The sequence below is a fragment of the Gottschalkia acidurici 9a genome (assembly GCF_000299355.1).
In the GTDB taxonomy this organism is placed as follows: domain Bacteria; phylum Bacillota; class Clostridia; order Tissierellales; family Gottschalkiaceae; genus Gottschalkia; species Gottschalkia acidurici.
Map to the genome: position 1 here is coordinate 914,377 of NC_018664.1, position 20,157 is coordinate 934,533.

15 protein-coding genes and 1 other annotated feature are annotated in these 20,157 nt (G+C 28.9%); of the genes, 12 read left to right on the forward strand and 3 right to left on the reverse strand.

Annotated features, from left to right (window positions below):
* Positions 1 to 102 precede the first annotated feature (102 nt).
* From CURI_RS04090 to trpS, 7 genes are all read left to right on the forward strand, one after another.
* Positions 103 to 2,667, forward strand: coding sequence for an ABC transporter permease (locus CURI_RS04090; RefSeq protein WP_228370454.1), 2,565 nt, complete (start codon positions 103 to 105; stop codon positions 2,665 to 2,667).
* A 126-nt stretch (positions 2,668 to 2,793) separates the two neighbouring features.
* Positions 2,794 to 3,474 carry an ABC transporter ATP-binding protein gene (locus tag CURI_RS04095; protein WP_014967020.1) on the forward strand — a complete coding sequence of 227 codons (681 nt, stop codon included), beginning with the start codon at positions 2,794 to 2,796 and terminating at the stop codon, positions 3,472 to 3,474.
* A gap of 443 nt (positions 3,475 to 3,917) precedes the next feature.
* On the forward strand, positions 3,918 to 4,160 hold the full coding sequence (locus CURI_RS04100) for a hypothetical protein (protein ID WP_014967021.1): 243 nt from the start codon (positions 3,918 to 3,920) through the stop codon (positions 4,158 to 4,160).
* Between the two features lie 241 nt (positions 4,161 to 4,401).
* On the forward strand, positions 4,402 to 6,450 hold the full coding sequence (locus CURI_RS04105) for a thioredoxin domain-containing protein (protein ID WP_014967022.1): 2,049 nt from the start codon (positions 4,402 to 4,404) through the stop codon (positions 6,448 to 6,450).
* Positions 6,451 to 6,572: 122 nt separating this feature from the next.
* Positions 6,573 to 7,058: an IS607 family transposase gene (locus CURI_RS04110; RefSeq protein WP_187287419.1), complete on the forward strand. Its 486-nt coding sequence runs from the start codon at positions 6,573 to 6,575 to the stop codon at positions 7,056 to 7,058.
* 49 nt (positions 7,059 to 7,107) lie between these two features.
* Entirely contained in the window at positions 7,108 to 9,390 is a 2,283-nt protein-coding gene (locus tag CURI_RS04115; protein WP_014967024.1) for a YhgE/Pip domain-containing protein, read from the forward strand.
* Between the two features lie 191 nt (positions 9,391 to 9,581).
* Positions 9,582 to 10,583, forward strand: a complete 1,002-nt coding sequence (gene trpS / locus CURI_RS04120) for a tryptophan--tRNA ligase (RefSeq protein ID WP_014967025.1) — start codon at positions 9,582 to 9,584, stop codon at positions 10,581 to 10,583.
* Positions 10,584 to 10,662: 79 nt separating this feature from the next.
* Here trpS and CURI_RS04125 read toward each other — a convergent pair whose 3' ends face one another.
* Both CURI_RS04125 and CURI_RS04130 read right to left on the reverse strand, forming a co-directional pair.
* Positions 10,663 to 11,073 (reverse strand): YhfM domain-containing protein, encoded by a 411-nt coding sequence (locus tag CURI_RS04125; protein WP_014967026.1) that lies wholly within the window; start codon positions 11,071 to 11,073, stop codon positions 10,663 to 10,665.
* Between the two features lie 135 nt (positions 11,074 to 11,208).
* Positions 11,209 to 12,237 (reverse strand): ABC transporter substrate-binding protein, encoded by a 1,029-nt coding sequence (locus tag CURI_RS04130; RefSeq protein ID WP_014967027.1) that lies wholly within the window; start codon positions 12,235 to 12,237, stop codon positions 11,209 to 11,211.
* A 202-nt stretch (positions 12,238 to 12,439) separates the two neighbouring features.
* Between CURI_RS04130 and pgsA the strand changes: the two genes are divergently transcribed.
* Positions 12,440 to 12,976 (forward strand): CDP-diacylglycerol--glycerol-3-phosphate 3-phosphatidyltransferase, encoded by a 537-nt coding sequence (pgsA, locus tag CURI_RS04135; RefSeq protein ID WP_014967028.1) that lies wholly within the window; start codon positions 12,440 to 12,442, stop codon positions 12,974 to 12,976.
* 98 nt (positions 12,977 to 13,074) lie between these two features.
* Complete coding sequence (locus CURI_RS04140) at positions 13,075 to 14,424, forward strand: CCA tRNA nucleotidyltransferase (RefSeq protein WP_014967029.1); 1,350 nt, start codon at positions 13,075 to 13,077, stop codon at positions 14,422 to 14,424.
* 351 nt (positions 14,425 to 14,775) lie between these two features.
* On the opposite strand, the gene CURI_RS04145 is transcribed toward CURI_RS04140, so the two are convergent.
* Entirely contained in the window at positions 14,776 to 15,363 is a 588-nt protein-coding gene (locus CURI_RS04145; protein WP_014967030.1) for a hypothetical protein, read from the reverse strand.
* 285 nt (positions 15,364 to 15,648) lie between these two features.
* Positions 15,649 to 15,869: a binding site (T-box leader), on the forward strand.
* A 46-nt stretch (positions 15,870 to 15,915) separates the two neighbouring features.
* Between CURI_RS04145 and CURI_RS15760 the strand changes: the two genes are divergently transcribed.
* From CURI_RS15760 to CURI_RS04160, 3 genes are read left to right on the forward strand one after another with little or no spacing between them, the layout of a single operon-like run.
* On the forward strand, positions 15,916 to 16,089 hold the full coding sequence (locus tag CURI_RS15760; RefSeq protein WP_014967031.1) for a hypothetical protein: 174 nt from the start codon (positions 15,916 to 15,918) through the stop codon (positions 16,087 to 16,089).
* A 34-nt stretch (positions 16,090 to 16,123) separates the two neighbouring features.
* A complete protein-coding gene (locus tag CURI_RS04155; protein WP_014967032.1) occupies positions 16,124 to 18,772 on the forward strand; it encodes a valine--tRNA ligase in 2,649 nt (882 codons plus the stop codon).
* Between the two features lie 21 nt (positions 18,773 to 18,793).
* Positions 18,794 to 20,089 (forward strand): bifunctional folylpolyglutamate synthase/dihydrofolate synthase, encoded by a 1,296-nt coding sequence (locus CURI_RS04160; RefSeq protein ID WP_014967033.1) that lies wholly within the window; start codon positions 18,794 to 18,796, stop codon positions 20,087 to 20,089.
* The last annotated feature ends 68 nt before the right edge of the window (positions 20,090 to 20,157 follow it).

Genomic DNA, 20,157 nt, shown 5'->3' on the forward strand with positions numbered 1-20,157 from the left:
GTTACTAATATTGTTAAAAAGCCGTTGTTAGTCAGTTGATATTCATAAGCAGGTGATTCATTTTTAAAATTAGTTGCTCGCATATATTGTTTTTATAAAGGAGTGAGAGATTTGATAACAATTAAATTAGCTCTTTCTTATATGAAAAGGCAAAAAGAAAAAACAATAGCAGTTTTATCCGGTATAGGATTAGCAGTTATGTTGATTTTTTCAATGTTTGTAATTAGGGATTCAGGATATGATAGTCAGATGAGAGAAGCAAAAAACTTACATGGAGATTATACTTTATTTTTTGATGATCTCGATAAAAATACAGTTAAAAAGTTAGAAGAACAGAAAGAAATAAAAAAGTTAATTGGTGTTAAATATTTATGTGAAATAGTTAATACAAATAATGGAGTTACACTCGATCTAAATACATATGATAGAGAGTATATTGATTCTCTTAATTATAAGTTTATAGGAAGAGAACCAATGAAAGATGGAGAAATTGTAATAGAAGAAAAAGCAATTCAACAAATGGGAATTAAAGATCCATTAAATAAAGATATTGATTTAATGTTATTAAATAAATATTTAGATAAAAATAATATTCCACAAATAGATAGTGGTAATAAGAAATTTAAAATAGTTGGTTTATTACATAAACCTGATAAATATTATGAAGCATTAAATGGTTTTAAGTCACAAGCTTTTATTACTGAAGAATCTAAGTTACCAATATCAAAAATAGAAGATAAATATAAAGGGAACTTGTATCTTAAAGATGAGAAGAACAAATCTCAGTTTGTAAATAAAATGTATAAAGAATTAAATCTCCATGAATATAACTTATACTATAATATTGAGGTAAAGCAAGCAGAATACAACAAATTAGCATCAAAATATAGCATAGAGAATATTCAAAACTCAATTATTTTAATTATTGTATCCAGTCTTGTGATGTACAATGTACTTAATATTATATTAGCAGATATGATAAATCAAATTGGAATGCTAAGAGCTATTGGTATGCCAAATAAAAAAATTAAGCGAATGTTCAGAGTATTAAGTTTAATTTATATAATAGTTGGAACATTAATTGGTATGTTAGCTGGATCGATTTTTTCATATATAGGTGTTAGGATAGTTTATGGATATAGTTCAACATTATCCATAGACAAAATGAGTATACTTTATTCTTTCTTAGTTTCAATAATAGCAGTAACAATTTCAAACTTTATAATAGTTAGAAAATCATTAAAAATGTCTATAATTGATTCTATAAAGAAAAGTGATAAATATGAAAAAAGATCAAGAAAAAGCTTTAGTGGAAAGGAAAAGACTGGTGGAAATGTATTGATTAAATTTGTAAATAGAAATATATGGAGAAATAAATCAAGAACTATTTTAACAATTACAGCAATGTGTTTAGTTGGAGTACTGTTTATAGAAACGTCTGTTATTAATGATCTAATGAAACTTAAAACTAATATAACAAGTGGACTGAGGCCTATTTCATATGGAAATATTGATATAACCTTAACTGGAAACATTAGAAACACAGAGGATATATTTTATAATATAAATGATACTATTATACAAAAAATAAAAAAAGAAAAGGGTGTAAAAAAAGCCGAACCTATTTTTTATAACAAAGACAGTTTTTTATCAATTAATAAGGAGAAAGTATCTAGTGATTTAATAAATGAATTAAAGCAAAGAGATCAAAAATATGATTCTGATTATGATAAAGAATATCCACTACTTGTAAAAGGCTATAATGATAATTTATTAAAAAATATAGACTCATTTGTGGATAAAGGAAAAAATATAATTGATGTTAGTTCAGGAGATTATAAAAAAGTAATATTAGTTAACAACATTTACTCTAGAGTCATTGATTCATATTCAACAGAAGTTATTAATGATGTAAAAGTTGGAGATATTTTAGAAATAAAATTACCTATTTATAGAGATGGACTAGAGAAATATGAAAAATTTAAAGTAGAGGTTGCAGGCATAATGAAGAATTCTTATATCGCAACTCAAGATGGTGATCCTGAATTTTTAGGTGGACAGGTAATTTTTAGGGAAGAAGATTATAAAGAATTAACTAATCAACAAAATTATAATAAACTTTTTGTGATGGTTGATGATGGCAAGTTAGAGCCAGTTGAAGAAAAAATAGAACAAATGGTTAAAGACTATTCTTTTTCTTTAGTAGGTGGTAAAAATGAAGATAAGAAGTATACAGTGCGAACTTCAGAAAAGAAACTAGGTATAATATACCAGACTTTAATGATTCTAATATTATCCGTAAATATCATTGTTATTGTGAGAAGTAATATTGTTTCAAAGATAAAAGAATTATCAATTTTAAGAGCGATTGGGATGAGTACTAAAAGTTTAAAGAAGATAATACTACTTGAATCTAATATGTATGGTATTATTACTTCAGCATTGGCTGCAATTATTGGAATATATATCTGTTATAAAGGCATTTCAGGAATAAATAGTGCAAGTTTAGAAGCGGGTTATACTCAAACTGTTTCATATGTCATCCCTTTTAAGCAGATACTAACAGTCTTTATAGTTTCTATTATAATGTGTTTTATTGCAGTATATATTTCTAAAGATAAAATTGAAAATCTTAATATAACTGAAGGAATTTCAAAAAATGAATAATTAATATCTTATCAATATGGGGTAAAAAGAATGTCTAATGATATAAAAGTTATAGTGTATTACTTATATAATAAAAAATTATGAAAAGTTGATGACGATAATTTATGAGGGGTAAGGTAAGAAGTTATGAAAAAATTAAAAGCAAATAATCTAAAGAAAATCTACGGAAAAGGAAAAAATGAAGTTCATGCGTTAGATGGTGTAAGTGTTGAGATAGAATCAAATAAATTTACATCTATAATCGGTGCAAGTGGATCAGGTAAGAGTACAATTTTACATTGTATAGCAGGACTTGATAAACCAACATCAGGAAAGGTATATTTAGATGATATAGATATCTATACTTTAAAAGATGATGAATTATCAAAAATAAGAAGACAGGAATTTGGGTTTGTGTTTCAAAGCTATAACCTTATTCCTGTAATAAATGTATATGATAATATAATACTTCCAGCTTCAATAGATGGAAACAAAGTGGACAAACAGTATATAGATGAACTTATAGAAAATTTTGGTTTAAAGTCACAAATAATGAAGTTTCCAAACGAACTTTCAGGGGGACAACAACAAAGAGCTGCAATAGTAAGGGCACTTTCAAATAAACCTTCTATAATATTTGCAGATGAGCCAACAGGAAATTTAGATTCAAAGACAACTAGAGAAGTAATGGATATATTTAAAATGTGCGTAAAAGAATTTAATCAAACTCTAGTTATGATAACTCATAATGATGAGATAGCAGAAACTGCAGATAGAATAATAACTATAAGTGATGGAAAGATAATTAAAGATTCAAAAAACAAGTGATTTAGGAACTCCAGTTAAAGAAGACAAAATACCAGAAATATAGTTAAGGTAATAATTTAACTCGTTGTGCTAGTTGATTACTTATGCTAAAATTACAGGCTTAAGCATACTAAGTTATTCACATAAAAAAATATCAATATAGTATTTTCAACATTCTTACGACTTTACTAGCACAACAGGTTATTTTAATAAAATTGTAGGGCATACTGTAGCAGTTAAAAGAAAAAATAAAACAAGAAAAATTATAGGTGTTAGGAACTTAATATATTATTACAAAATAGTTAGGTGTTTTTACTATGTAAAAAAATATATATACATATAAGTAAATTTCAAATGACCTTTATTAAAAAGAGATTATATTGCTTAAAAGTGATATAATAAATAATGGTGATTTATCCTATAGAGGTCAGGTGGTCGGGTATATAGAATAGGAGTGAGAATAAATGGATATAGAAACTTTAGTAATAGAAGAGTTTAAAGAAGATAAAGAACTAATAAACGTTGCAAGATATGAGCAAGTTTATGGAATAAATGCAGATGACTTAGGCAAAGCAGTTGAATCTTTGAAGAAAAAAGGTATTTTATCAGGCGGTATAGTAAGTAAGGGACGTATTGGTAAAAAAGATACTCAGAAAAAAGTGAAAAGTGTTAACTTACTAAATGCTAGTTTGTTAGTCCAAGAATAAGATATTTTACTTGTTAGATTTGTTAAGTTTGGTAACTGAAACATGTGTTAATTACTTAAAAATAGCATATATGATAGATATTATAGGTACAATAAACTCAATAACATATTAACTTTAATTAATAGAGGAAACTTAAATACTAAAAGTATATAAGTAACCTCTATTTTTTATACCTACTAATAATTTAATAATCAAAAGGACATTATAACTATGATAATAACTAACCTAGGAGTTGATACATATGAATTCAAATGTTAAAACCAATAGACTTATTAATGAAAAAAGTCCTTATCTATTGCAACACGCATACAACCCAGTAAACTGGTATCCATGGGATGAAGAAGCTTTTGAAAAAGCGAAGCAAGAAGATAAGCCAATATTTTTAAGTATCGGATATTCGACTTGTCATTGGTGTCATGTAATGGAAAGAGAATCTTTTGAAGATGATGAGGTAGCAGAAGTTTTAAATAAATACTTTATATCTATAAAAGTAGACAGAGAAGAAAGACCAGATATAGACAGTATATATATGAACTTTTGTCAGGCTATGACTGGAAGTGGTGGATGGCCTATGACTATTATTATGACACCAGATAAAAAACCGTTTATAGCGGGAACATACTATCCAAAGCATAGCATGCATGGAAGGATAGGAATAATAGAGCTCTTAAACAAAGTAAATGAAAAATGGAAAAGCAATAAAGATGATCTTATAAATTCAAGTGAAGAAATATTAGAATTTATGAAAACAAATATAGTTGCTAGTGAACAAGGTAATTTAGATATGGAAGACATAGAGAATGCATTCAACTTACTTAAAAACTCTTTTGATCCTGAGTATGGTGGATTTGGTAAAGCACCAAAGTTTCCTACACCGCATAACCTTAACTTTTTACTTAGATATTATAAAGTCAAGGGAGATGAAAGTGCCTTAGAAGTAGTAGAAAAAACATTAGAATCAATGTACAAAGGTGGAATATTTGATCATATAGGTTATGGATTTGCTAGATATTCTGTAGATGAAAAATGGTTAGTTCCTCATTTTGAAAAAATGCTATATGACAATGCACTACTTGCAGTTGCATATATAGAAGCATATCAAATTACAAAGCGAGATTTATATAAGGAAATCGCAGAAAAAATATTTGAATTTATAGAAAGAGAAATGACTTCAGAAGAAGGAGGATTTTATTCTGCTATAGATGCTGATTCAGAAGGTGTAGAAGGAAAATTCTACTTATTTGACCATAGTGAAATATCAGAACAATTAGGGCTCGAAGATTCAGAACTATTTGCACATTACTATGACATAACTTATGATGGTAACTTTGAAGGAAAAAACATACCTAATTTAATAATAACAGGGCTACCTAATATGGACACAAACAGTGTTTTGCAAGAAAGACTAAGAGCTTGTATAAAAAAACTATACACATATAGAAACAAAAGAGTCTATCCTCATAAAGATGATAAGATACTTACATCATGGAACGGACTTATGATAGGAGCTTTAGCCCTGGGTGGAAGAGTATTTAAAGATGATAAATATATAGAGAGAGCTGAAAGAAGTGCTAACTTTATATTAGAAAATCTTATAGATAGAGAGGGTAGGTTACTAGCTAGATATAGAGATGGAGAAACTAAGTACAAAGCATATTTAGAAGACTATGCATACTTGGTTCACGGGCTTATAGAACTTTATCAGAGTACTTTTAAAATGGAGTATCTAGAAAAAGCTATAAAGCTAAATCAAGATATGTTAGATCTATTTTGGGATGATAATGAAGGTGGATTATTCATATACGGAAAAGATAGTGAACAACTAGTATTACAGCATAAAGAAATTTATGATGGTGCTCAACCTTCAGGGAACTCAGTGGCATCTTTAAACTTAATAAGGTTATCTAAGATTTTAGAAGATCCTTCTTTAGAGGAGAAGAGCAAAGCGATATTAAAAGCATTTGGAGGAAACGTAAAAAATACTGTAATAGGTCATTCTTATCTACTAATGTCTTGTTTGTTCAATATAGTTTCAACTCAGGAGATAGTTATATTAGGTAATAAAAATGACTCTGATACTCAAGAAATGATAGATAAAGTAAATGACAATTTTACACCGTTTACAACAGTTGTACTAAGTAATAATAGTGAAGAAGAATTAAACGTTATACCAAGGCTAAAAGACTATAAAAAAGTAGAAGATAAAACTACAGCATATATTTGCAAGAATTTTACATGCAATGACCCAACAGCAGACGTAGAGCAGTTTTCGGGTCTATTAAAAGATTAATACCAATAGTAAAAATCTTCATGAGTATGATAAAAGAGTATACTTATGAAGATTTTTTTAATGTCCAAAAACATAGACAAATGTATATTTTGTGCTATAATAAAAAAATGAAAAGAGACATTTTGAAACCAAATGAGTTAGCAAAACTATTAAATGTATCAGTTAAAACGTTACAAAGATGGGATAATGACGGTATATTAAAAGCATACCGTACACCAACAGATAGGAGGTACTATAAGTACGAGCAGTACTTAGAGTTTATAAGGCGTTCGTTTAATGAAGAAAATAGAGGTAAGACTGTAATCTATGCTAGAGTACTAAGAAATAGAATAAAGGATGGACTAAAAAAACAGGTAGAGACATTAAAACAATATGCTGAAGATAATAATATTATAGTAGATGAAGTATATGAAGAAGTAGGAAGTGGATTTAATTTTAACCGAGAAAAATGGAATGAAATAATAGAGAGATGCAGAGACAATGAAATAAGAAGAGTAATAATATACAGTAAAGACAGATTTGTAAAAATCGGATATGAATGGTTTGAAAGATTCTTAAATTCACTAGATGTAGAGATAATAGTAGTAAAAGAAAACTCAGCTGGATAAACACAAATAATAAACTATTTTTAAGCTAAAGTAAAAGGAGATTATATACATGGACTTTTTGAAAGTGTTTTTAAGTGAGATTAAAAATATTAAAAAAAGCAAGTATTTGATAATAGCCTTAATCGTAATTACGCTAATGCCACTTGCTTATGGTGGATTATATTTAGCAGCTTTCTGGGATCCATATGGAAATACAGAAGACATACCGGTTGCAGTAGTAAATCTTGATAAGGGTGCAAACAGAGAAAATAAATTATATAATTTTGGAGACGAACTAGTAGATAATTTAAAAGGTAACGACAGCTTAGGTTGGAAATTTGTAAAGACTGTAGAAAGCGCAGAAAAAGGAGTTAAAGGTGACAAATACTTTGCTATGGTAGTAATACCTGAAAATTTTACTAATCAACTATTAGATGTTGAAAAAGGAAAAATAAATAAACCTAAAGTTATATTTGAAACTAATAAAAAGAAAAACTATATAGTTGGGATTATTACAGATAAAGCTTCAGATGCTATAGAAAAAGGAATAAGAGAAAAAACAAGTATTAAATTCACAGAATTAGTAATGGATAATTTAAGTGAATTGAGAGATGGATTTAAAAAAGCATCTGATGGAAGTACACTTTTGAAAGATGGTATTTTAACTATGAATGGAAAGATGCCACAATTATCAAATGGAGTAGAAAGTCTTGCAGATGGAGCTAATAGTATAAGTTTAGGGATTGGAGAATTAAATAATAAAATACCACAAATGATAGATGGAACGGAGAAACTCAAAGATGGTTCAAATCAACTTAAGTTAGGGTTATCACAATTATCACAAGGTATGGATAATCTAAATAACAAAGATAAAGGACTACCTGCTATAAAAAGTGGATCTGATAAAATGAAAAACCGAATAGCTCATCAAGTGTACAATGGATTAACAAGTAATAATGATTTATCTAATGGGATATCACAATTATCTGCTGGTATCACTCAAATAGGGCAGATAATTGATTCTAAAAATATTCCCATTTCAAGCGAAATGAAATCGAGCTTACAAAGAGATATAAATAATATAAACAGTTTAAATTCCATATTAAGTAGTATAAAGTCTAATAGTAATAAAGGTAATAGTGAAGAATTACTATTAAAGCTATCAGCTATCCTTAATGGAACTAATCCAGATTCACCAGTATCTAGTATATATACTTCAGGAAAGGATTTAGAAAAGATATCTGATGAAATAAAAAACATGCCTAATTACGGAACTACAGAGAGTCTTAAAGCTTTAGATACTAATATTAAGACACTATCTCAAGGTATGCTAGGTCTTGATGCTAGCCTTTTAGAGTTAAAGACAGCACTTAGCTTGTATCAAGGAATATATACTATATCAGATGGAATAGGACAAGCCACAAGTGGAGTAAGTAAGTTACAGACAGGTGTTAATGAACTATATAATGGCTCTGAAAACTTATATTCAGGACTAGACACAATGAATAAAAAGACTAAAGAAATGCAAAATGGAGTAGGGGCTTTATATGAAGGTTCTCTACAATTGAAAGATGGGGCACAAACCTTAAGTGGAAAAATTCCAGAACTTAAAGATGGTGTAGGTAAACTTTATGAAGGGTCTGATAAACTAAATTCGAATCTTTTAGATGGAGAAAAAAAATTATCAGATAAGCTAGTAACAGATAAAGAAAAAATGAGTAATTTTGTATCAAAGCCCGTGAATATGGATAATACTGCATTATATGATGTAGATAAATATGGTGTTGGTCTTGCTCCAAACTTTGTATCACTAGGATTATGGATGGGAGCATTGATGTTGTTCTTTATAATAAACGATAAAGTTGATAATAGTTTAGGGAATGTAAAAGCTTCATCAGTAATGCTTGGAAAATATCTTTTCTGTTGCATTATAGGAGTATTTCAAGCTATTTTATTAAGTTTAGCTGTTATGAAACTAGGACTACATCCACCTAATATATTACCTTATATAGGATTTAATATATTTTTATCATGGGTATTTATTTCTATATCTATGACTTTAGTATTTTTATTGGGGGATATAGGAAGACTTGGTGTAGTTATAATGTTACTCTTACAACTTACATCTTCGGGAGGAACATTCCCAAAAGAACTTTTACCAGGATTCTTTAAGAATGCAAATCCACTACTACCATTTACCTATTCAATATCAGCCTTAAGAGAGTTAGGATTAGGGGCGGATAAAATGGTAGTAAGAAAAGATATATTAGTATTATCAATAATTCTTATTGGATTTTTAGGGCTAGGAGTTATAATGAAGCAGCGTACAGATAGAATAAAAGAAAGTATATAAAAGAAATGAGTATAGAATAGTTATTCTTTAGAGATACAATATAAACGTAGATTAAATCGTTATTTATGTATTTTACAAATCTTCACACTGTTGTATAATAGTAAATAATAAAATAATTTTAAATTTTAGACTTTCATCATAACTATAATGATGAAAGTCTTTTTATATGAAAGTTAATAGGAGATGATAATATGACGGAAAAGAAAATTATATTCAGTGGGATACAGCCTTCTGGAGCACTAACATTAGGAAATTATCTAGGAGCTCTAAAAAACTGGGTAAATTTACAAGAAGAAAATGATTGTTACTTTTGTGTAGTAGATCAACACGCAATAACAGTTCCACAAGAGGCAAAAAATTTAAGAAAAAATACATTAGAAGTATTGGCATTATATATAGCTTGTGGAATTGATCCAGAGAAAAGTTCACTATTCATTCAGTCCCATGTAAGTGCGCATGCAGAATTAAGCTGGGTATTAAATACAATGACATATATGGGACAACTGAATAGAATGACTCAGTATAAAGAAAAATCTGAAAAAAGTGAAGCAAACTTAAATGCAGGTCTTTTTACATATCCTGTATTAATGGCTGCAGATATATTACTTTATCAAACAGATGCAGTTCCAGTTGGTGATGATCAAAAACAACATATAGAGTTAGCTAGAGACTTAGCAGAAAGATTTAATAGTAGATATAGTGAAACATTCAAAGTTCCAGAGCCAATGATATCTAAATTTGGTTCTAGAATAATGAGTTTACAAGAACCAACTAAAAAAATGTCAAAATCAGATAGTGATGCAAATGCATTTATACTTTTATTAGACGATGCAGATACTATTAAGAGAAAAATTAAGAGAGCAGTTACAGACTCAATAGGAGTAGTTAGTTATAATGATGAACAATTAGGAGTAAAGAATTTAATGACTATATACTCTAAACTATCTGGAGAAAGCATAGAGTCTATACAAAATAAATATGAAGGTAAAGGTTATGGTGTATTTAAAGAAGATTTAGCTGAAGTAGTAGCAGAAGGATTAAGACCAGTTAGGGAAAAAGCAGAATATCTTTTAAAGAACAAAGATCAGTTAGAATTGGTTTACACTAAGGGAGCGGAAAAAGCAGAAAAGGTTGCTAGAAAAACACTAAGAAAAGTTTATAAAAAGATAGGATTTATTGAAAGAAAGTACTAAAATAAAAACTGTCATTCTGAATAAGTAAAATTTTACTAACTTATTCGGAATGACAGAATCAATCATATGTAAATAGAAGTTATCTATAAAGCAAAGTTTTTAACTTGCTGGTATCATCTTTCAAAATAGCATATCCCTTGCTAGTATCTTTAGCATTTACATATATTCCACTATTAGAATTATCACTTATCCATAGGTAAAAAGTATCTTTTTTCTTTTTAGAATATAAAATATCCACCACATAATTAGGTGAAGTTAAATTTAATGTATCTTGAATTTTATTACTAGAGTTAATAGTATTCACGAGTATATTTATAAGTTCTTTTTTATTTAATAGTATAGTTGGTGAAGGACTTTTAGATTTATAATTTTCGTAAGTGTATATATGTACTTTCTCTACTTTAAAATTATAGACGTTACTATTATTAAAATATAAAAATCCTGAAATTCCAAATGCTATAGACAAGATCAATGGAAAAAATTTTTTCATATTAAGCTCCTTCATAAGATATATAAATAATAGTTAGATTATACTAAAAAGAAATGATATTTTCAAATTAGGCATAAAATAAATAAAAATCAAAGTAATATTTAAATATTACTTGATTTTTATTTTTAAAAAACTTTATTTATTGTTGATATCGTCTAGTTTAATGCTTTCTATAGCTTTTTTAGCAAAATCGGTTATAACTAAGCTCTCATAAGGAACTTTTTTATCCAATTGTCCAGCTTCTATCATAATATTCTGAATGTGATCAAATCCTTCTTCAGTCATTACAGGATCTGGCTTCCAAGTATCTTGATCTTTATATCTGGCAACTAAAGTAGATAAAGTATCTTCATCAGCATCTGGAAAATGCTCTTTTAAAACACTTGCTACTTCTTCAGGAGAGTGAGACTGTACCCACAACATTCCTTTATAAATGGCATTAGTAAACTTTTGAACAGTATCAGGATTTTTCGCTAGATAGTCTTTAGTTGTACTATAAGATGTATAGGGAATATATCCACCTTCTGCACCTATTGAGGCAACAATGTGCCCTTTACCTTCTTTTTCAATAGAGGTTGCAATAGGCTCAAAGAGTGCTACATAGTCTCCTTCCCCACCTACAAAAGCACCAGCCATAACATCAAACTGAATATCAGTACGTAGCTTAACATCTTTACTTGGATCTATTCCATTTTTTCTAAGCACATATTCAAGTGTCATCTCAGGCATACCACCTATACGCCCACCTATTATAGTCTTTCCTTTTAAATTATCGAAAGAAAAGTTTTTTTCTTTTTCTCTAGAGACTAAAAAGGAACCATCTTTTTGAGTTAATTGAGCAAAATTTATAGCGAAGTCATCTTTACCTTGATTATAAACGTAAATAGAAGCTTCTGATCCCATGAAACTAATATCAGCCTCACCACTTAAAAGAGCAGTCATACACTTATCAGCGCCCTTACCATTAATTAGCTCTATCTTAATACCTTCTTCTTCAAAAAAGCCTTTAGACATAGCAACATATTGAGGTGCATAAAAAAACGAGTGAGTAACTTCTATAAGGCGAACTTTAGTTAAGTTGCCTTTTTCCTGACAACCAACCAAGAATAAGCTAGATATTATTAAAACTATTAAAAGCAAAGATAATAATCTCTTTTTATACATAAGAAAACCTCCTAATACTAAAAAAATCTTAATTTTAATATATTCTTACAAAAAACAATGGTTACAAGATTAATATCTAGGAAATAAGTTTTATTATGTAAATCAATTATCTAAAATACTTAAAATGTATGTTATAATGTAGACTATATTACGAGAAAAATTAATATTAAGACTATGTAGGATGATAAGAGGTGTGATAAATATGACAAACTTGCCAAATTTGATAACAACTATGAGATTTTTTTTAATACCCGCATTTGTAGTTATGTTTTTTTCTTCTGTAGAGAATAGTTTGATGTACTCAACACTGATATTTGCAATAGCTGGGGTCACAGATGTAATAGATGGTTACATAGCTAGGACTTATAACATGGTTACTAAGTTAGGAATAGTATTAGATCCGTTGGCTGATAAACTTATGCAACTTACTGTACTGATTTGTTTCACTATTAAAGATTATATACCTATGTGGGTTATAGTTGTAATAGGTATAAAAGAGGTACTGATGATATTTGGAGGAATATTCTTGTATTATTTTGGAGACAAGACTGTAATACCTGCAAATAAGTTTGGTAAAATAGCGACGATATCATTCTATGTTGCTATATTTATAGTAGCAACAAATATTAGTAGTATACTGAGCTTAGTACTAATATCACTTACAGTAGTATTAACTATAATAGCTTTTATTAACTATTTTATGGATTTCACACAAGCACACAAAGACTTAAAAAAATAAAGAAAGTATAAAATACTTTAAATATGGAAGCATGAAAATAGAGAAGTTTAAATTGAAATATTAATATAATTCGATTTATAGGGGGAGATTAAAAAAAAATGAACATTAAATTACCAAATGAAGTACAAAGGGTATTTGAAATATTGGAATCATATAATCATGAAGCATTTTTAGTTGGTGGCTCTGTTAGAGATAAATTGCTTGGAAAAGAACCAAAAGATTATGATTTTACTACGGATGCAGTACCTGAAAATATAATAATGATATTTGAGTCTATGGGATATAAGACAATACCTACAGGGATAGAATATGGAACTATCACAGTTATAATAGATGATGAATCATTTGAAATAACTACTTATCGTGCAGATGGTGATTATAATGATGGAAGAAGGCCAAGTAAAGTCAACTTTTCTAAGTCAATAGATGAAGATTTAAAACGCAGAGATTTTACTATAAATGCAATGGCATATAATCCGAATAAAGGACTTGTAGACAATTATGGTGGAAGAGTTGATTTGGAGGAAGGAATAATAAGAGCTGTAGGAAATGCAGAAGATAGGATGAAAGAAGATTTCTTAAGAGCTTTCAGAGCAGTGAGATTTGCAAATCAACTAGATATGAAGATAGAAAAGTCAATAAAAGTTACTATAGATAAAAATAAGAGTTTAGTTAGAAACATTAGTAAGGAAAGAATAAATGAGGAATTAACTAAGACTCTACTATCGAATAATAGACTAAAGTACATAAGATTAATGTCAATTTTACTAGAAGACGTACTACCTGAATTATCTGAGAGTTTAGAGACACCGCAGAATCATCCATACCATATGTATAATGTAGGCATACATACAATAAAGGTAGTGAATAGTGTGGATAATGATATAGTGTTAAAGCTTTCAGCATTACTACACGACATGGGAAAACCAAAGTGTAGGACTACGGATGAAAAAGGTATAGATCATTTTTATGGACATAATAAAGTGAGTACAAAGGTAGCAAAAAGATTCTTAAAAGAATTAAGATTTAGCAATGATATATTAAACAAAGTTGAAAGATTAGTTTATTATCATGATAGACCTATAGAACCAAGAGAAAAAAGCGTAAGAAGAGCATTAAATCAAGTAGGAGAAGATATATTTTTAGATTTATTAAAATTAAAAGAGGCAGATATAAAGGGACAAAATATAGAATATATTGATAGGCTTGATACCATAGAAAAAATAAAAGAGGTTTATAAGGAAGTTGTAGAGCAAGAACAGTGCTTTAGCTTAAAAAACTTAGCAATTAACGGTAGAGACTTAATAGATATAGGGATAGAGCCAGGTAAAGAAATTGGTATAATTTTAAATAAACTTTTAGAAAAAGTTATAGATAAGCCTGAATTAAATGAAAAAGGTATTTTGCTAGATAAAGTGAAAAGTATGAAAAAAAATAAGTCTGAATAAGAAAAAGATGATTACAAATAAATCTATTTTTATATTTATCATACTGAACATATATCAAAAATTTAAAAAATTAGTTTTGAATAGTAGGGAAACTTGACTATATTTTAGTTATTTTTTATGTTTACAAAAACTTCTCACTATAAATGCTCTGGTTTCTCTACAGGACTATAAAAACATTAGATATCTAGTGAACTTGTTATAAACTTTTCTAAGTATTATTTCAATACAGATAATTTAGTATAAAAAATATAAACATCTACAAAAATAAAAGAAATTAGCTATTTTTAATAGCTAGCTTCTTTATAACATTCTTATATGTATGTATAAAGTGAGTTTTAAAGTTTAATAAATTTACTTTGTAAACTTGAATGTATCAGCCATATATGTAGTAGCTTCTATACCTACATCAAAGTTTTGTGGAAGGTTGGAGTATGTTATAGTCGCTAAATTGTCTTTATTGAATACATGAAACTGAATCTGCTTAACTTTGAGATCATTAATAGTCGTTACAGCTTCAAGTTTAGCTACTTCTCCACTACTTAAAGTTACTTTTTCTACATTAACAAATTCTGTTAAGGGAGAATCTGCTGACTCTTCAGATTCTATAAATTTTTTCATTTCTTCAACATATTCATCTACTGATTCAACTTCTGGCTTGTCACTTGATATTTGTATTATAACATTACCTAAAAAATTACTACTTTTATCTTGATTGTCTAATACGAACATATCTTGACTTGGAACAAGGGGATTTGGCGTAATTTCCCATGAACTTGGATAATTAACTGTAAATCCTTCTCCTGCATACTCTTTTGATTCAAAATCTACTTTCATAGGCTCTACTTTACTAACCTTTTCTCCTTTATTGTTGCATCCTACCAATAAGATAAGTAGACCTAAAAATAAAGTAATGTTTTTTAAAAAATTAAATTTTTTCATATAAAATAACCTCCGTATTGTAATAAAATCAATTATACTCACCTTAAGTTAAGAAATAAAAAGAATGCTATAAAGATTATAGCACAATATTGGCATACATGTTAATGGTTATACAATATTCCATTATATTGTTTTGTATATGGCTATATATTGAAAATAAGATAATCATATGCTGATTACAGCATATGATATTTTTTACTAATTAGAAAAGAGTTAACTTACAAAATTTAATTTTACTATCTTGACAAGAAACAATTAATATAATAACTTATAAGGAGAATATAATATTTTGCTATGAAGAAGAGGAGTAAGTAAACATCCTAACAAGAGAGTATAGTTCATTGGCTGGAAAACTATGCAAGGCACTATTTACTGAAAGTAGCTTCTGAGCTTTCAAACTGAAATAGCAGTAAGTTTGAACGGGAGATTCCGTTATAATTTTTTAAGCGCTAGATACTATGTATCTAGAACTAAGGTGGTACCGCGAGATAACCTTCGTCCTTATATTTCAGGATGAAGGTTTTTTTATTTATAATAAAAAAGGGTGAAACTATGGCTATTTTCGGATATATTTTATTCATTTTTGCAACTTTAGTAATGTTTGTACCAGATAATCTCTATAGACGGGGTAAAATAAATACATTAGAAGGTCTAGTGAAAATTAAAAGTGTAGGAACAGGTCTACTATTTATATCTGTAATATTTATGCTTTTAGGGAATAGATAAAGTAAAGATTGAAAGAAGATAGGAGGATTTTAATATGAACGAAGATATGGCAAAAACATATAGTCCTAAAGAATTTGAGGATAGGATATATAAATACTGGGAAGATAAAGACTATTTTAGAGCAGAGGTAGATAAAAATAAAAAACCTTATACTATAATGATGCCTCCGCCAAATGTAACTGGTAACTTGCATATGGGACATGCACTAGTAAATACAATGCAAGATATTTTAATAAGATGGAAGCGTATGGAAGGGTATTCAGCACTATGGCTACCGGGTACAGACCATGCAAGTATATCAACAGAGGCTAAAGTAGTTGAGAAGATAGAATCAGAAGGAAAAAACAAATATGAACTAGGAAGAGAAAAGTTTTTAGAAGAAGCATGGGCATGGACAGAAAAATATGGTGGAAATATTAGAAATCAATTAAGAAAACTAGGAGTATCTTGTGACTGGTTTAGAGAGAGATTTACTCTTGATGAAGGACTAAGTGAGGCAGTAGAGGAAGTTTTTATAAGACTATATGAAAAAGGACTTATATATAGAGGCGATAGAATAATAAACTGGTGTATAAGTTGTGGAACTGCTATATCGGATGCAGAGGTTGAACATGAAGAATCACAAGGAAGTATCTGGCATATAAGATATCCAGTTAAAGATAGCGATGAATCTATAGTAATAGCTACTACTAGACCGGAGACTATGTTAGGAGATCTTGCAGTAGCAGTTAATCCTGAAGATGATAGATACAAAAACTTAATAGGAAAAACACTTATACTACCATTAGTAAACAGAGAAATACCAGTAATAGCAGATGATTACGTAGAAATGGAATTTGGTACAGGGGCAGTTAAAATAACTCCATCACATGACCCTAATGACTTTGAAGTTGGAGCTAGACATAACTTAGGGCAACTAAGAATCATGAATGATGATGGAACTATAAATGCTCAAGGTGGAAAATATGAAGGCTTAGAAAGATATGAAGCTAGAAAGCAAATGGTTAAAGATTTAGAAGAGAATGGACTACTAGTAGAAGTAAAAGATCACAACAACAACGTGGGACATTGTGAAAGATGTGGAACAATAGTAGAGCCTATAATATCTAAGCAATGGTTTGTTGCAATGGAAAGCATGGCAAAGCCAGCACTAGAAGCTTATAGAGAACAAAAAGTAAACTTTGTTCCGGATAGATTTGGTAAGATATATACTCATTGGCTTGAAAATATAAAGGATTGGTGTATATCTAGACAACTTTGGTGGGGACATAGACTACCAGTTTACTACTGTAATGATTGTGGAGAAGTAATGGTATCTAAAGACAATGTAAAAACTTGCTCTAAATGTAATAGTTCAAATGTAGTGCAGGATAATGACACATTGGACACTTGGTTCTCATCAGCGCTTTGGCCTTTCTCAACACTAGGATGGCCAGAAAGTACTGAGGACTTAAAATATTTCTATCCAACGAACGTATTAGTTACTGGATACGATATTATATTCTTCTGGGTAGTTAGAATGGTATTCTCAGGAATTGAGCAAATGGGAGAAGTTCCATTTAAAGATGTTCTTATAAATGGACTAGTTAGAGATGCTCAAGGTAGAAAAATGAGTAAGTCTTTAGGAAATGGAATAGATCCTCTAGAACTTATAGATGAGTATGGTGCGGATGCGCTTAGATTTATGCTAATTACAGGAAATAGTCCAGGAAATGATATGAGATTCCACGTTGAAAAAGTAGAATCAAGTAGAAATTTTGCAAATAAGTTATGGAATGCTTCTAGATTTGTTCTTATGAACCTAGATGAAAACGTAGTAGATTTTGAAAGTATAAAGGACTCTTTAAAACAAGAAGATGAATGGATTATATCGAGAGTTAATAATTTAGCTAAAGAAGTAACTGAAAATCTAAATAAATATGAGCTAGGGATAGCTGCACAAAAAGTATATGACTTTACTTGGAACGAATACTGCGACTGGTATATAGAATTAGCTAAACCTAGATTATATGGAGAAGACGGTATAGATAAAGATACAGCTAAGTCGGTACTTTTAAAAGTATTAAAAGATATATTAAAGTTATTACATCCATTTATGCCATATATAACAGAGGAAATCTGGAGACACTTACCTCATACGGAGAAAAGCTTAATAGTAGAAGTGTGGCCAGTATATAGTGATGAAAATCAATATATAGAGTCTGAAAAGGCTATGGAATTTGTAATGGAGTGTATTAAAGATATAAGAAATATAAGAGCTGAGATGAATGTAATTCCTTCTAAAAAAGCTAAGGCTATATTTGTTACTAAAGATGAAAGATTAAAAGAAATACTTAGTAAATCAGAAATATACTTTACTACACTAGCGTCTGCATCTAATATAGAGTTAAAAGAAGATAAAGATGGCGTTGGAGAGGATGCAATGTCAGCAGTGGTTGGTAAGTGTGAAATATTCTTACCATTAGAAGAATTAGTAGATTTACAAAAAGAGATAGAAAGACTTGAAAAAGAAAGAAAAAGACTTGAAGATGAATTAAAAAGAGTTAGTGGTAAACTTTCAAATGAAGGATTTGTAAGCAAAGCACCACAAAAAGTAATAGATGAAGAAAAAGAAAAACAAGAAAAATATCAAGATATGATGGATAAAGTAGTTGAAAGACTAGAAAGTTTAAAAAATAAGTAAAATACTACATGAGGTGATAAAATGAACTATAATGAAGCACTAGAATATATACACGAAACTAATAAATTTGGAAGTGTATTAGGACTAGAAAATATAAAAGAACTTTTAGAATTAATGGGCAATCCTCAAAAAGACTTAAAGTTTATTCACGTTGCTGGAACAAATGGAAAAGGTTCTACTTGCTCATACATTACTAGTATATTAAGTAAAGCTGGATATAATGTAGGGCTGTTTACTTCTCCATATCTTGAGACATTTAATGAAAGAATAAGAATCGGTAGTGAAAACATACCTAATGATGACTTAGCAGAAGTAACTACTTTTGCTAAAGAAAGTGTAGAAAAAATGCTAGAAAAAGGATTCAATCATCCAACAGAATTTGAACTGGTAACTGCTATAGCTTTTGAATACTATAAAAGAAAAAAAGTAGATTATGTAGTACTAGAAGTTGGACTTGGTGGAAGATATGACTCAACTAATATTATAGATAAATCGATAGCATCTGTAATAGTTCCTATAGCTATGGATCATATAGATGTACTAGGGGATACTTTAGGAAAAATAGCTTATGAAAAAGCTGGTATTATAAAAGAAAATGGATTTGTAATAACTTATCCACAAGAGCCAGAAGCAAAAGAAGTAGTAGAAACTGTAGCAAAAGAGCAAAATGCAGAATTAATCACAGTTCCAACTGAAAATGTTAGTATAAAAGAAGTAAGTGAAATGGGAACTAAGTTCAATTTTAAATATGGAAATTATGAACTAGAAGATTTACAAATAAGCCTTATAGGAAAACATCAAGCATATAACGCATCTACAGCTTTAACAACTCTATTTGCTCTTAGAGACAAAGGTGAGATAAATATAACAGAAGAGCATGTAAGAAAAGGATTAGAAGAAACTAAATGGATAGGAAGATTAGAGTTACTAAAAAAATCTCCTAGATTTATAATTGATGGTGCTCACAATATGCAAGGTATAGAAGCGCTGAAGAAAACATTACAAGAAATATTTAACTACGATAAACTAATTTTAGGATTAGGAATATTAGCAGATAAAGACGTAGATCATATGATAGCAGAAATGGCACCATTAGGAGATCAAATAATAGTTACAGAAGCAAATATATTTAGAGCCATGAAAGCAGAAGAATTAGCAGAAAGAATAAGTAAATACAACAAAAACTATATAGTAGAAAAAGATATAGAAAAAGCTATAGATAAAGCTATAGAAATGGCAGGAGAAAATGACTTAATATTATTCTCAGGATCGCTTTATTTAATAGGTGATGTTAGAAAGTATGCTAAAAATAAATAGAGAAATAAAAAAACAGTTAAGAAGTAAAAAACTTTTTAGCTGTTTTTTTTACTGTTTATTTATTTAAT